This window comes from Pontibacter korlensis (assembly GCF_000973725.1).
Lineage (GTDB): Bacteria > Bacteroidota > Bacteroidia > Cytophagales > Hymenobacteraceae > Pontibacter > Pontibacter korlensis.
In genome coordinates this window covers 4,451,165-4,464,444 of the sequence record NZ_CP009621.1, presented here as the reverse complement: position 1 = coordinate 4,464,444, position 13,280 = coordinate 4,451,165, and the positions used below count along the sequence as shown (strand labels likewise).

The window sequence follows — 13,280 nt, the reverse complement described above, 5'->3', positions numbered from 1 at the left end:
CTCCTGGGGTCTTGCTAAAGTCGCTCATACTTGGTAGATTACAAGAAGTAAGTTTTATATGAAGAGATTCTGTACAGCATTTTTAGTGGGTTTTATTATCTGCTCAGCTCCTCCTGCGCCTGTTTGGGCCGCAGGAGGAGCGACGTCGGGTAATAATGAGTTGATGCAGCGGGCTGAGCAGCTTCTTAGCAAGTATAAGGACAGTGAAGCTTTGCTGTTGTTTGAGCAGGTCATCTCACAAACACCAGATAACCTACAGGCGCTTTGTAAGGCAAGCGTGTTGCATAGCCGCATTGGCGACCGGTACGCTGATGAAACACGGAAGCTGGAGCATTTCTCTAAAGCAAAGGAGTATGCCATGAGAGCTTATGAGTTAAATCCAGGGGACGCTGAGTCGAATTATGCTATGGCCATGGCCTTGGCTATGAAAGCCATGATGGCAGGTCCAAGAGAACGCTTGGAAGGCATAAATCAGGTTAAGTCTTTTGCAGATGCTGCATTAGTGAGCAACGGCGAGCACGCCGGGGCCTGGCATGTGCTTGGCCGCTGGTACTTTAAAATGGCGAACCTGAATTTTGCAGAAAAAGCCGCTTCAAAGGTTTTCTTCGGAGGGGTGTGCGGAGAGGCATCAAACGAGAAAGCAGCCGAGGCTATCGCCAAAGCTGTTGCTTATGCGCCAAATAACATTCGCTATTACTACGATTTAGCTTGCGTGTACAAAGAGATGAAGAACGCTGCTGCCTGCATCAGTACCTTGCAAAGGGCTCTGACGCTTACGCTTGAGACGAATGAGGAACTGGAGTTAAGCAGGCGGTGCAGTATTATGTTGCAGGAGCAACAAAGGATGTAAACTGTAGAAGTACAGACTCAAAAAGCCTGTTCCCAATTTGGTGGCAGGCTTTTTGTTTTAAATGCCCTGCCTGCTTCCTGCGCAGTATGTGTTTCTATTTGGGTAAAATATCTTAATTTAGCGCAGGTAAGTATAAATCGCCTTCTTAAAGTAAAAATAAAGCCGGTAATGGTGCGGATTTCAAGGTTGTTGCTGTTGATGTTATCGGTATCTTTAGGTGCCTGTGCATTAGAGGAAGGTGACCATGAGCAAATGGTTAACCTGCAGAAGGTAAAAGATGATCCGGCCGCGCAGCTTCAGAACCTGAATGCCGCCATAGAAAACTCAAAGCGGGACGGCAGTTTGTATGCTCGTCGTGCTGTGGCGCTGCTGCGAAACGGAGAGCTGGATAAGGCACTTCAGGATGCAAATGAGGCCGTGAAGTTTACTCGTAACGAACCAGCCAGTTTGTTTGTTAAAGCACAAGTGCTGCGAGCTATGGGAAAGTCTGAAGAGGCGCTTCCTCTTGCTCTAACGGCTGAGCGTAACTCTTACCAAAGTGCCTCTTTGTATGTGCTGCTAGGGGAGTTATACCTGCAACGTAAAGAGTATGAGCAGGCTATGGAGTATATCCTGAAAGCTCAGGAGCTGTCACCGGCCGACGAGTTTGCTTTCTACTACAAAGGTAGGGTGCAGGAGGCAACAGGAGATACCTTGAATGCAGTACGTAACTACAAAAATGCCTTAGAGCAATTGGCAGATTTTGTAGAGCCTAAACGAGAGTTGGCAGCTATTTATATCTCCAAAGGGAACCATGAAGTAGCCAAGCCATACTTGCAGCAGGCGCTCCGCAAAGCTCCAAGGGATGCGAAGCTTTGGTATAACCAAGGACTAGCATATCAGGCAGAACAGAAAGCAGACAGTGCTATAGAGGCTTTCACCAAAGCTGTAAGTATAAACGATGCGCTGCCTGGAGCTCATTACAAGCTAGGCCTGCACCAGCTTAACTTAGGCGACCCTGATGCAGCTTTAGAGCATTTGCAAAAAGCTTATGAGGCCTATAAAGGAAAGCCGGAGTATCTTGGTAAACTGGCAAGTGCGTATGAGCGGGCAGGTTACTATAGCCGTGCCTTGGCTACTTACCAGCGTTTAGTAGAAATAGAGCCAAACATGACGTATGCCTATAGCGCTATAGCCAGATTGAAGTATAAAATTGCAAAACCAATGCCTGAGAATGCAGCTGTAAGCATTCAGGAACAGATTGAAAGATAAATAACTATGATTAACATCACACTGCCAGATGGTTCGGTGCGCCAGTATGAGAGCGGCGTAACCAGCCTTGAGATTGCACAGAGCATTAGCGAAGGCTTAGCTCGTAACGTTCTTGCTGCCAAAGTCAATGGCTCTGTATGGGATGCTACGCGCCCAATCAGCGAAGATGCCGCCGTGCAGCTACTCACCTGGAACGATGAGGAAGGCAAAAACATCTTCTGGCACTCTTCTGCTCACTTATTAGCCGAGGCATTGGAAGACCTGTATCCAGATGTAAAGTTTGGCATTGGTCCTCCTGTAGAAAACGGCTTCTATTATGACGTAGACCTGGGAGAGCATCACCTTTCTCAGGAGGATATCGCGAAGCTGGAGCAGAAAATGCTGGAACTGGCGCGTCAGAAAAATACTTTCCTTCGTAGCGAGGTAACTAAGGCCGATGCCATTGATTACTTCACTAAGAAAGGTGATGAGTATAAGCTGGACCTGATTAAGGATCTGGAGGATGGCTCTATCACGTTCTATGAGCAAGGTAAGTTTGTAGACTTGTGCCGTGGACCACACATCCCGAATACTGGCTTCATCAAAGCTGCTAAAATCATGAACATTGCCGGTGCCTACTGGCGCGGCGATGAGAATAATAAGCAGCTAACTCGTATTTACGGTGTTACTTTCCCAAAGCAAAAGGAACTGACAGAGTACCTGGAGCGCCTGGAGGAAGCGAAGAAGCGCGACCACCGCAAACTAGGTAAGGAGCTGGAGCTGTTTGCCTTCTCTGAGAAAGTAGGCATGGGGCTTCCATTGTGGTTGCCAAAGGGTACTTTGCTACGCGAGCGCCTGGAGCAGTTCATGCGTAAAGCGCAGATAAAAGCTGGTTATCAGCCAGTGGTAACGCCACACATCGGCAGTAAGGAGCTCTATGTTACTTCAGGCCACTACGAAAAGTATGGCGCAGACTCTTTTCAGCCGATCAAGACTCCGAATGAGAATGAGGAGTTCTTGCTAAAACCAATGAACTGTCCGCATCACTGCGAGATCTATAAGACACGTCCGCGTTCTTACAAAGAGCTGCCGGTGCGTTTGGCAGAGTTTGGTACGGTATACCGTTACGAGCAAAGTGGGGAGTTGCACGGTTTAACTCGTGTAAGAGGCTTTACACAAGACGATGCCCATATCTTCTGCCGTCCTGATCAGGTGAAGGAAGAGTTTATCAAAGTAATTGACCTTGTGCTGTATGTTTTCAAAGCACTGGGCTTTGATGATTATACCGCTCAGATCTCTTTACGCGACCCAGAGAACAAAGCCAAATACATTGGTACAGACGATGTATGGGAAAAAGCTGAGAGTGCTATTATAGAGGCTGCTGAGGAGAAAGGCCTGCGTACTGTAACCGAATTAGGAGAGGCTGCGTTCTACGGACCGAAGCTCGATTTTATGGTGAAGGACGCCCTTGGCCGTAAATGGCAGTTGGGAACTATTCAGGTAGATTATAACTTACCAGAAAGATTCCAGTTGGAATACATCGGTGCTGATAATCAGAAACATCGTCCGGTGATGATTCACCGCGCGCCATTCGGTTCACTTGAGCGCTTCGTAGCCGTGCTGATTGAGCACTGCGGTGGTAACTTCCCGCTGTGGCTGAGCCCAGAGCAAATCGCTATACTTCCTATCTCAGAGAAGTATCATGATTTTGCGCAGCAGGTGTATGATCGCCTGCAGCAGGAGGATATCCGTGGTTACGTAGATAACCGTGATGAGAAGATCGGCCGCAAGATTCGTGATGCAGAGGTGCGTAAAGTGCCGTACATGCTGATCGTAGGAGAGAAGGAGCAGGAGAACGGAGCGGTGTCTGTTAGAAAGCACGGTGAAGGCGACTTAGGTACAATGTCAATAGAAGAATTTAGCTCATTCTTCCAGGGCAAAATAGCTGAGATGCTGAACAATTAAGAAAAAGATTTCTTTTTTGATAGATAAATTGCGATATTCGCAACCTAATTGTAGAATTTAATTAAGGAGGTACAACTATAGCTACTACGCAGAACAGGCGCAACATCCCACGTGGAAAGGTGGAGGAGCCATACAAAGTCAATGAAAGAATAACTGCCAGAGAAGTAAGGGTGGTTGGTGACAATGTTGAGCAAGGAGTATACTCAACCCGAGATGCTCAAAGAATAGCGAATGAGCAAAATCTTGACCTGGTTGAGATTTCGCCGACAGCCAATCCACCAGTCTGCCGAATCATCGACTACTCGAAATTTAAGTACGAGCAGAAGAAGAAGACACGGGAGATGAAGGCTAAGCAGCAGAAGGTTGTGATCAAGGAGATTCGCTTCGGCCCTAATACCGATGATCATGACTTCGAGTTTAAGCTGAAGCATGCCAAAGGCTTTCTGGAGAGCGGCTATAAGATCAAGTCGTACGTGCACTTTGTGGGTAGATCTATCGTGTTCAAAGAGCGCGGAGAGATTCTACTGCTTAAGTTTGCACAGGCACTCGAGGATCTGGCAAAAGTTGAGCAATTGCCGAAGCTAGAAGGAAAACGCATGTTCCTGATCTTGGCTCCGAAAAATGCGCCTGCTAAAAAGTAATTTTTCCAATTAATTATACACTCATGCCAAAAGTAAAAACCAAATCTGGTGCAAAGAAGCGTTTTTCTTTGACAGGTACTGGCAAAATCAAGCGTAAGCACGCTTACAAGAGCCACATCCTGACTAAGAAGACGACGAAGCAGAAGCGTAATTTGACGCACATCGGCCTTGTTAGCAAAGCTGACGAAGCAAACGTTAAATTCATGCTGAAAATCTAATTCTGCGACAGAATTAGTATTAGGTTAATTATTAGTACGAACCCGGTATCTGGTTTTAAAAAGAATCTTCTGATTCACCAGCCGCCAAAACTTTAAACAAAATGCCTAGATCGGTAAATGTCGTTGCAGCACGACACAGAAGAAAAAAAGTAATGAAAATGGCCAAAGGTTACTTTGGCCGTCGCAAGAATGTTTGGACAGTTGCGAAAAACGCGGTAGAGAAAGGTCTGCAGTATGCTTACCGCGACAGAAAAGCTAAAAAGAGAGACTTCAGAGCGCTTTGGATTCAGCGTATTAACGCTGGTGCCCGTGAGCACGGCTTGTCTTACTCTGCTCTGATGGGCGGCCTGAAGAAGGCTAACATCGACTTGAACCGCAAAGTACTTGCTGACCTGGCGATGAACCACCCAGAGGCTTTCAAAGCTATCGTTGATAAAGTAAAGTAATTTACTTTTAGATATAAAACAAAAAGGGCTTAGCATTGCGCTAAGCCCTTTTTGTTTTAAGTGTCTTATGGGTGGCTTATTAAGCAATAAAGTAGAGCAGACGTTAGAATGGATAGAATGTGCAGATTGAATTTTGCCACTGAAAAGCCTAACTACTAATGGTCTGAGAGATAGTTTAACCGCAGCATTCAACTTGTGGCAGAGGCTTCTATAACCTCTTGTTAAGTGTTTGCTGTGCCTGATACAGGGTGTTGAGAAACGTTATAAATGGACAAAAAAAGCCCTATAGCAGGTCTGTTATTGCTGTAGGGCCTCTTAGTGCTTATGTGAAGGTACTTACCTTGTTCTGTTTTTTCGCCAGTTAGAGCTGGAGTCAGCTGCAAGGGTAGTTGCTTTAGCGCTGGCTGGCTTTTGGCTGTTCATCAGCATGGCAGCTAATGCTACAGCAATTTCATCAGCACCCTCATCTGGCTTCTTTTCCAGTGCTTCCGGGGTAAAGTAGCGCTCGATAAATTTCGTGTCGAAGTTGCCGCTCACAAATGCTTCATGCTGTAGTACATATGTGCCAAATGGAAGCGTCGTTTCGATGCCTGTTATTTGATATTCTTCAATAGCACGCAGCATTTTATCAATCGCCTCCTGGCGATCCTTGCCAAAGGTCACAAGCTTGGCAATCATTGGATCATAGTAGATTGGTATATCCATTCCCTGCTCAAATCCGTCATCTACGCGTACTCCTAAACCCTGTGGTCGCTTATAAGTTTCCAGCTTGCCAATGTCCGGTAGGAAGTTGTTGGCCGGATCTTCGGCATAAACGCGCAGCTCAAGAGCATGACCGTTGATCTTTAAGTCATCCTGACCAAAATTCAATGGTTGACCCTCGGCAACTAGAATTTGCTCCTTCACCAGATCTAGCCCAGTAATTTGCTCCGTTACCGGGTGTTCTACCTGAAGACGGGTATTCATCTCCAGGAAGTAAAAGTTCATGTTCTCATCCAGCAGGAACTCCACCGTGCCGGCACCTACATAGTTACAGGCCTTGGCAACATTTACGGCATTGCGGCCCATTTCATCGCGCAGGGCAGGGGTGAGCACCGCTGATGGGGCTTCCTCTATTACTTTCTGATGTCGGCGCTGTATAGAACACTCGCGCTCAAACAGGTGCACGATATTGCCATGGGTGTCACCTAATACTTGTATTTCGATATGGCGGGGCGAGCCGATATATTTCTCTATAAACACAGAGCCATCACCGAAGGCAGAGGTAGCCTCACTCACGGCTAATTGCATTTGCTCTTCAAAAACAGCTGCACTCTCCACTACACGCATGCCTTTGCCACCACCCCCGGCACTAGCTTTGATGAGGATCGGAAAACCAACCTGTTCGGCGATCTGCTTCGCCTCTTCTACATCGACAATGGCATGCTCCGTGCCGGGCACCATAGGTATGTTATACTTTGCTACCGCAGCTTTGGCTGCTAGCTTACTACCCATCAATTCAATGGCTTCTGGCGATGGGCCAATAAAAATTATCCCCGCATCTTGAACTGCTTTTGCAAAACCTGCATTCTCTGATAAGAAACCATAGCCCGGATGGATGGCATCTACACCTAAGTCTTTACATACTTGTATGATCACATCACCGCGCAGGTATGATTCGTTGGATTTAGGGCCACCCACACACACTGCCTCGTCGGCAAATCGCACATGCAGGGCATTGCGGTCTACTTCACTGAAGATGGCTACTGTCTTGATACCCATTTCCTTGGCTGTGCGCATTACTCGTAGAGCGATCTCACCACGGTTTGCAACCAGTATCTTATTGATTTTTCTCATGCAGATGCTACGGTTTAGTTTACTTCAAAGTAAAGCTTTTGACGCCAAAGTTAAAAATACGCTATTAAAAATGCGCGTTACAGTATAGGACGACAATTGTATATGAATTGAATAAATAATAACTTTGCGCTGCATTATACCTTACCCTAAGCTGTAAGGTGAGGTGCTAACTTGATTTGAAATTATCCAGATAACCTAATTATTACACAAGTGGATTTATTTGAAAAGTTGTTGACCAACAGAGGGCCATTAGGCAGCCACTCACACTATGCACACGGTTATTTTACATTTCCGAAGCTTGAGGGGGAGATTGCACCGCGCATGAAGTTCAGAGGCAAAGAGGTACTTACCTGGAGCCTTAACAACTACCTTGGCCTTGCTAACCACCCTGAAGTTCGTAAGGCTGACGCTGAGGCTGCTGCAGAGTGGGGTATGGCATATCCTATGGGTGCCCGCATCATGTCTGGTAACTCAAACCTACACGAGCAGCTGGAGGCTGAACTTGCTGAGTTTGTGAAGAAGGATGATGCTATGCTTCTGAATTTTGGCTACCAAGGTGTGGTGTCCATTATCGATGCGTTGGTTGACCGCCACGACGTGATTGTTTACGATGCTGAGTCTCATGCCTGCATTATTGATGGCGTGCGTCTGCACCAAGGAAAGCGCTTTGTTTACGCGCACAATGATATAGAAAGCCTGGAGAAGCAGCTGGAGCGTGCTACTCGCTGGGCTGAAAACACAGGTGGTGCCATTCTGGTAATCACTGAAGGTGTATTTGGTATGTCTGGAAACTTGGGCAAACTGCGTGAAGTGGTAGACTTGAAAGAGAAATTTAACTTCCGCCTGCTGGTAGATGATGCTCATGGTTTCGGTACCATGGGTGCTTCTGGTGCCGGTACAGGTGAGCACTTAGGTTGCCAGGACGGTATTGACGTTTACTTCTCTACTTTTGCGAAGTCAATGGCTAGTATTGGTGCTTTCGTTGCTTCTAACGAGCAGGTAGTGGAGTATCTGCGCTATAACATGCGTTCTCAGATCTTTGCTAAGTCTTTGCCAATGCCATTGGTTGTTGGTGCTCTGAAGCGCCTGGAGCTGCTTCGCTCTAAGCCAGAGCTGAAAGACAAGCTGTGGGAGGTAGTACACGCCCTGCAGAGCGGTCTGCGCGAAAAAGGCTTTAATATTGGTACAACTGAGTCGCCGGTAACCCCTGTGTTCCTGAACGGCCAGATTCCGGATGCTACACAGCTTACGCTTGACCTGCGTGAAAACTTCAGCATCTTCTGCTCTATCGTGGTTTACCCGGTAGTGCCTAAAGATGTGATCATGCTGCGCCTTATCCCGACAGCTGCCCATACACTGGCTGATGTTGAAGAGACTATCACAGCGTTTGAGAAAATTGCACAAAAGCTAGACAAGGGTCTTTACTCAACCCCTGCAGTTACGGCCTAATGGCTCTCAGAGGCTTATATTAAAATTTCTGAATCTTTGCTTGTTTGTAACAAATGTGTATATTAGAGCTATAAAATCAAATGTTTCACTATAACAATAGCTCTAATGAACAACAACTTTAGCAAACTGAAGGACTTGGTTATGTCCCTGGAAGGCGACTTCGAAAAGTTCTATGACAAAGGAAATGCTGCTGCTGGTACACGTGTACGTAAAGGCATGCAAGACCTTAAAAACATGGCACAGGACATCCGTAAGGAGGTTCAGGACATCAAAAATGATAAAGCTGAATCTGCTAAGTAGTTAGCTGAAAACAGTATAAATAAAAAAGGTGGTCTTTTCAGGCCACCTTTTTTATTGTATCTACTATGAAAACCAGTTAGTTAACGGAAATAAGGTAATAGTTCTTCTTCCCTTTCTGCACCACCAGGTATTTACCCTGTAGTAACTCGAAGTTAACTGGCTCATCAGCGTTCTGCACCTTCTGGCGGTTTACACTCACACCTCCGTTCTTAATCATGCGACGTGCCTCACCTTTAGATTCAAAAACAAGGCCTGCCGTGATTTCTGACAATAGGTCTGTAACAGTAGCAGCGTTGGTATACTCAGACTGAGCAACCTCTATCTGTGGTACCCCCTCGAAAACAGACAGCAAAACATCCTCTTTAAGCCCCTTTAGCGTCTCTAAATCGCCTTTTCCAAATAAAATTTCAGAAGCATCTACGGCAGAATTGTAATCCTCTTCAGAGTGTACACGAATTGTAACATCTTTAGCAAGGGCTTTCTGTAAAAGTCGCTGGTGCGGGGCTTGTTTGTGCTCTTCAGTAATCTGTGCAATCTCTTCTTGAGGAAGCAATGTATAAACCTTTATCAGCTTCTCAGCCTCCTCATCAGATAGGTTTAGCCAGAATTGGTAAAATTTATAAGGGGAGGTAAGGTTCGGGTCTAGCCACACATTACCTCCCTCAGACTTACCAAATTTAGTACCATCTGATTTTGTCACAAGCTTGCCTACCAAAGCATAAGCTTTGCCGCCATCCATACGTCTGATCAGCTCGGTTCCGGTGGTTATATTTCCCCACTGGTCTGACGCACCCATCTGTAGTTTCAGGCCCTTATTCTTGTAAAGATGGTAGAAATCGTAGCCCTGTATAAGCTGGTAAGCAAACTCAGTGTAAGAAAGACCTTCCACCCGATCTCCTTCTTCGGCGCTTATGCGCTTCTTGACCGAGTCTTTGCTCATCATGTAGTTTACAGTTATATGCTTGCCTACCTCACGCAGGAAGCCAAGGAAGCTAAAGTCCTTAAACCAGTCGTAGTTATTTACGATTTCGGCAGAATTGGGACCGCAGTCAAAATCTAGAAACTTCTCAAGTTGCTTTCTAATTCCTTCCTGGTTCTCGTGCAGGGTTTGCTCATCCAGGAGGTTACGTTCTGCCGACTTGCCAGAAGGGTCACCGATCATACCGGTAGCGCCGCCCACCAAAGCGAAGGGCTTATGCCCAGCACGCTGCAGGTGAACTAGTAGCATGATCGTGGCTAGGTTGCCAATGTGTAGTGACTTAGCTGTAGGGTCGAAACCGATATAGCCAGAAGTCATTTCAGAGGCAAGTTGTTCTTCTGTACCTGGCATGAAATCATGGAGCATGCCTCTCCAACGCAGTTCTTCAATAAGATTCATCTATACCTAATTCATCTGTTCAAGGCAAATATAAAAAAGAGTTAGCAGATTGGGGTGGAGTAGGGAAGGAAAGGGCGGAATGATTAAATTTTTACTATATTAGTTTAACAATATGTAATAGTACTTCATTTATCCATGAAGGAAACATGGTATTGAGTGAACGGAGTGTATAGTTTAGGGATCTTCTAATGTGCGAAAGCAATATCAAACAACATTAACAACCCCCGCACATAGTGCAGATAAGCGTATGTTTTCGTTTATACAGTAGTGCCTGTATTGGCCCGCCAATGTTTCTGACATGATAACTTAAGCTCAGTTCTTTAGCCGAAAATTTGGGGAGACAGTAAAATTAGTTACAGGAGCTTTTGCAGCAAGACCTTTCCTAACATTGAGTGGGTGAACTCTGCCAGTAGTGTGGTTCTGCTGCCCCATTTGGTTTCAAACTGGGCGTTAGAGCCCGCATAGAAGAGTAAGCTGACTGGGCGGCAGGCAATGGCTTTTGTATTTATCCCAAAATATTAAAGCCTATGAAAAAGCAAACCACTACAAGAGAGAGTGCCATCAACATGCAGCTGGCCAACCCGAACGCGGCAGGTATTGATGTGGGAGACACCATTCACGCCGTTGCCGTACCCGAGGGCAGGGATACGCTGCCGGTCAGGTCCTTTGGGACGATGACCTGCGATCTGGAGGCCATCGCCGCCTGGCTGCTCGAATGCGGGGTGGACACGGTGGCCATGGAGAGCACTGGCGTATACTGGAGACCCTTGTTCAACCTGCTCACCCAGCACGGCCTGGAGGTGTACCTGGTTAATGCCAAACAGGTTAAAAACGTGAGCGGCAGGAAGAACGATGAGGATGATGCGCGCTGGATTCAGAAGCTGCACAGTTGCGGACTGCTCCGCAGCAGCTATCTTCCCGACGACCAGCAGGAGGCGCTGCGCACGCTGGTTCGCCACCGCAGAACGCTCACCCAGGATAGAGGCAGATGCGTGCTGAGGATGCAGAAGGCCTTGGAGCTGATGAACGTGAAGGTGCACACGCTGCTGCGCGACATCACCGGCAAGAGCGGCCTTGCCATCATTGAGGCCATCCTGAGTGGGGAGAGGACAGCGGAGAACTTCCTTACCTGCGTCCACTTCAAGGTGAAGGCCGACAGGGCAACCATCCTCAAGTCCCTACAGGGCAACTGGCGCGCAGAGCAGCTTTACCTGCTGGAGGACTGTTACATGAGTTATAAGTACCTGACCGAACGCATCGCCTTGTGCGATGTGGCCATTGAAAGGCAGCTGGAGCATTACTATAGGGAAATCCGCCCTGAAGCGGCGCCTGAGTGTGAGGCCGTCTCTGCTAAGAGGGCCAACAGGAACAAGCCATCGTTCAACACCTGCTCCTACCTGAAAAAAGTGCTGGGAGTGGACGTGATGGCCATTTACGGTATCAGTGACATTGCCGCACTGGAGATTCTCTCTGAAACAGGCACAGACATGAGCAAGTGGGAAACGGCTAAGCACTTTGCCAGCTGGCTGAACCTGTGTCCCAACAACAAAATATCAGGAGGGAAGCTTATTAGCAGTACCCTTATGAAAAAGAAGCCAAACCCGGCAAGCCAGGCTTTCCGTAACGCCGCCAATGCCGTGCAGCGAAGCGACAACTGGCTCGGTGACTACTTCAGGCGGATGAAAGCAAAGGGTGGTAACAAGTACGCCACTGTGGCCACGGCTAATAAGATTGCTACAATTTACTACAAAATGGTATCTTGCCAGCAGGAGTTCAGCCCTGTTGAACTGACTGCTTATCAGAAAAAGTACAAGCAGGCGAAGATCATATACCTAGAGCGGAGGCTCTTTGAACTAAAAATGGAAGCCGCTTAGTGGAGTTATATAGAAGTTGTACCAAATAAAACAAACTTAATAGATGATGAAAAAAACATTACTCCTGCTTATCACCCTTCTTTCCACAGTCTTTTATCAAAGTTATGCCCAAACTGACTCTTTAAGGGTTTATGTTACCGAAGCGCTTGACATCATGAGAGCACGTTCTGTTAAAAAACAAAGTTGATTGGGAGAGCCTGTATACTAGAGTTTTGATAAAAGCAGGCAGCGCTCACAACATCAGGGGAATATACCCTATCATCGCAGATGCCCTGGACCAACTGAAAGACTACCACTCTGGCTTTTACCTACCAGAAGAGATAGAAGCATACAAGCAGGGCTACAGAGCTATGGGTATGATATTTCCTACGCCTAAGTTCAAGATAATTGACAACAAGTACGCTTACATTCAACTTCCAGCTTTTGGCGTCATCAAAGTTGAAGAGCAAAGAGAATACGCAACCTCTATTCAGGAAGCCATCAAGCAATTGGGTGAGCAAAAGCCAAAAGGCTGGATCATTGACCTACGGGCAAATGATGGAGGAATGTTCCAGCCCATGTCGGAAGGAATAGGTCCTTTCGTTGAGAAGGACAAATGTATAGGATGGAAGGATGCTGACGGAAAAATCACCTATTGGATTTATAAAAAAGGGCGGGTGTATGAGAATGACAGGTTAGTCTTTGATATGGCAGTAAAGCCCAACAGAATCAAAAGCCGCAGGAAGCCAGTGGCAGTTCTGGTTAGTAGAAAAACAGCCATCTCAGGTGAGATTATAGCCACCACCTTTATAGGCAGACGCAACACCATGTTGATTGGCACAAACACTCAGGGGGTAACATCTGCAAACAGTGAGCATGAGTTGTCTGACGGAGCTTATCTTGTTTTAACCGAAGGCAATTACATAGACAGGAACAACATGGAATATGCTACGCCAGGAGAAGGTATAGCTCCAGACATCAGGCTGGAAAACCTATCAAAGGACGAGTCTGAGAACGATAAGCTTTACATAGAAAAGGCCATAAAATTCATCGATAAAGGCTAAAAGTAAATATTACTTAGTATAACCAAGTATAGCAGTCATGCTAAGGCTGA

Annotated in this window: 12 protein-coding genes; 10 read left to right on the top strand and 2 right to left on the bottom strand. The window is 46.6% G+C overall.

Annotation, left to right across the window (positions count from 1 at the left end; genetic code table 11):
- The first annotated feature begins 58 nt into the window (after positions 1 to 58).
- The 6 genes from PKOR_RS19225 (at position 59) to rplT (ending at position 5,350) form a co-directional block, all read left to right on the top strand.
- Positions 59 to 850 (top strand): tetratricopeptide repeat protein, encoded by a 792-nt coding sequence (locus PKOR_RS19225; protein ID WP_046312834.1) that lies wholly within the window; start codon positions 59 to 61, stop codon positions 848 to 850.
- 168 nt (positions 851 to 1,018) lie between these two features.
- A complete protein-coding gene (locus PKOR_RS19220) occupies positions 1,019 to 2,101 on the top strand; it encodes a tetratricopeptide repeat protein (RefSeq protein ID WP_084694849.1) in 1,083 nt (360 codons plus the stop codon).
- A 6-nt stretch (positions 2,102 to 2,107) separates the two neighbouring features.
- Positions 2,108 to 4,045 carry a threonine--tRNA ligase gene (gene thrS / locus PKOR_RS19215; RefSeq protein ID WP_046312831.1) on the top strand — a complete coding sequence of 646 codons (1,938 nt, stop codon included), beginning with the start codon at positions 2,108 to 2,110 and terminating at the stop codon, positions 4,043 to 4,045.
- A gap of 119 nt (positions 4,046 to 4,164) precedes the next feature.
- The gene (gene infC / locus PKOR_RS19210) at positions 4,165 to 4,686 is read left to right on the top strand and encodes a translation initiation factor IF-3 (protein ID WP_084694848.1); all 522 of its coding nucleotides are present in this window, start codon (positions 4,165 to 4,167) and stop codon (positions 4,684 to 4,686) included.
- A gap of 23 nt (positions 4,687 to 4,709) precedes the next feature.
- Entirely contained in the window at positions 4,710 to 4,904 is a 195-nt protein-coding gene (gene rpmI / locus PKOR_RS19205; RefSeq protein ID WP_025605954.1) for a 50S ribosomal protein L35, read from the top strand.
- Between the two features lie 101 nt (positions 4,905 to 5,005).
- Positions 5,006 to 5,350 carry a 50S ribosomal protein L20 gene (gene rplT / locus PKOR_RS19200; RefSeq protein WP_046312827.1) on the top strand — a complete coding sequence of 115 codons (345 nt, stop codon included), beginning with the start codon at positions 5,006 to 5,008 and terminating at the stop codon, positions 5,348 to 5,350.
- A 336-nt stretch (positions 5,351 to 5,686) separates the two neighbouring features.
- Here rplT and accC read toward each other — a convergent pair whose 3' ends face one another.
- A complete protein-coding gene (gene accC / locus PKOR_RS19195; protein ID WP_046312825.1) occupies positions 5,687 to 7,186 on the bottom strand; it encodes an acetyl-CoA carboxylase biotin carboxylase subunit in 1,500 nt (499 codons plus the stop codon).
- A 210-nt stretch (positions 7,187 to 7,396) separates the two neighbouring features.
- Here accC and PKOR_RS19190 point away from each other — a divergent pair, with 210 nt between their 5' ends.
- Entirely contained in the window at positions 7,397 to 8,635 is a 1,239-nt protein-coding gene (locus tag PKOR_RS19190; protein WP_046312823.1) for an aminotransferase class I/II-fold pyridoxal phosphate-dependent enzyme, read from the top strand.
- A 105-nt stretch (positions 8,636 to 8,740) separates the two neighbouring features.
- Positions 8,741 to 8,935 carry a histone H1 gene (locus PKOR_RS19185; protein ID WP_046312822.1) on the top strand — a complete coding sequence of 65 codons (195 nt, stop codon included), beginning with the start codon at positions 8,741 to 8,743 and terminating at the stop codon, positions 8,933 to 8,935.
- A gap of 76 nt (positions 8,936 to 9,011) precedes the next feature.
- Here the strand turns inward: PKOR_RS19185 and tyrS are convergent, their stop codons facing one another.
- A complete protein-coding gene (tyrS, locus tag PKOR_RS19180) occupies positions 9,012 to 10,313 on the bottom strand; it encodes a tyrosine--tRNA ligase (RefSeq protein WP_046312820.1) in 1,302 nt (433 codons plus the stop codon).
- Between the two features lie 527 nt (positions 10,314 to 10,840).
- Here tyrS and PKOR_RS19175 point away from each other — a divergent pair.
- Together PKOR_RS19175 and PKOR_RS19170 are read left to right on the top strand one after the other, a co-directional pair.
- The gene (locus PKOR_RS19175) at positions 10,841 to 12,187 is read left to right on the top strand and encodes an IS110 family RNA-guided transposase (RefSeq protein WP_046309334.1); all 1,347 of its coding nucleotides are present in this window, start codon (positions 10,841 to 10,843) and stop codon (positions 12,185 to 12,187) included.
- Positions 12,188 to 12,399: 212 nt separating this feature from the next.
- Positions 12,400 to 13,230 carry a S41 family peptidase gene (locus PKOR_RS19170; RefSeq protein ID WP_046312818.1) on the top strand — a complete coding sequence of 277 codons (831 nt, stop codon included), beginning with the start codon at positions 12,400 to 12,402 and terminating at the stop codon, positions 13,228 to 13,230.
- The last annotated feature ends 50 nt before the right edge of the window (positions 13,231 to 13,280 follow it).

Excerpts from the sequence above, each read along its gene's own strand:
- PKOR_RS19185 (WP_046312822.1), top strand. The coding sequence starts at position 8,741 with ATGAACAACAACTTTAGCAAACTGAAGGACTTGGTTATGTCCCTGGAA.
- thrS (WP_046312831.1), top strand. The coding sequence starts at position 2,108 with ATGATTAACATCACACTGCCAGATGGTTCGGTGCGCCAGTATGAGAGC.
- rpmI (WP_025605954.1), top strand. The coding sequence starts at position 4,710 with ATGCCAAAAGTAAAAACCAAATCTGGTGCAAAGAAGCGTTTTTCTTTG.
- PKOR_RS19220 (WP_084694849.1), top strand. The coding sequence starts at position 1,019 with ATGGTGCGGATTTCAAGGTTGTTGCTGTTGATGTTATCGGTATCTTTA.
- accC (WP_046312825.1), bottom strand. The coding sequence starts at position 7,186 with ATGAGAAAAATCAATAAGATACTGGTTGCAAACCGTGGTGAGATCGCT.
- rplT (WP_046312827.1), top strand. The coding sequence starts at position 5,006 with ATGCCTAGATCGGTAAATGTCGTTGCAGCACGACACAGAAGAAAAAAA.
- PKOR_RS19175 (WP_046309334.1), top strand. The coding sequence starts at position 10,841 with ATGAAAAAGCAAACCACTACAAGAGAGAGTGCCATCAACATGCAGCTG.
- tyrS (WP_046312820.1), bottom strand. The coding sequence starts at position 10,313 with ATGAATCTTATTGAAGAACTGCGTTGGAGAGGCATGCTCCATGATTTC.
- PKOR_RS19225 (WP_046312834.1), top strand. The coding sequence starts at position 59 with ATGAAGAGATTCTGTACAGCATTTTTAGTGGGTTTTATTATCTGCTCA.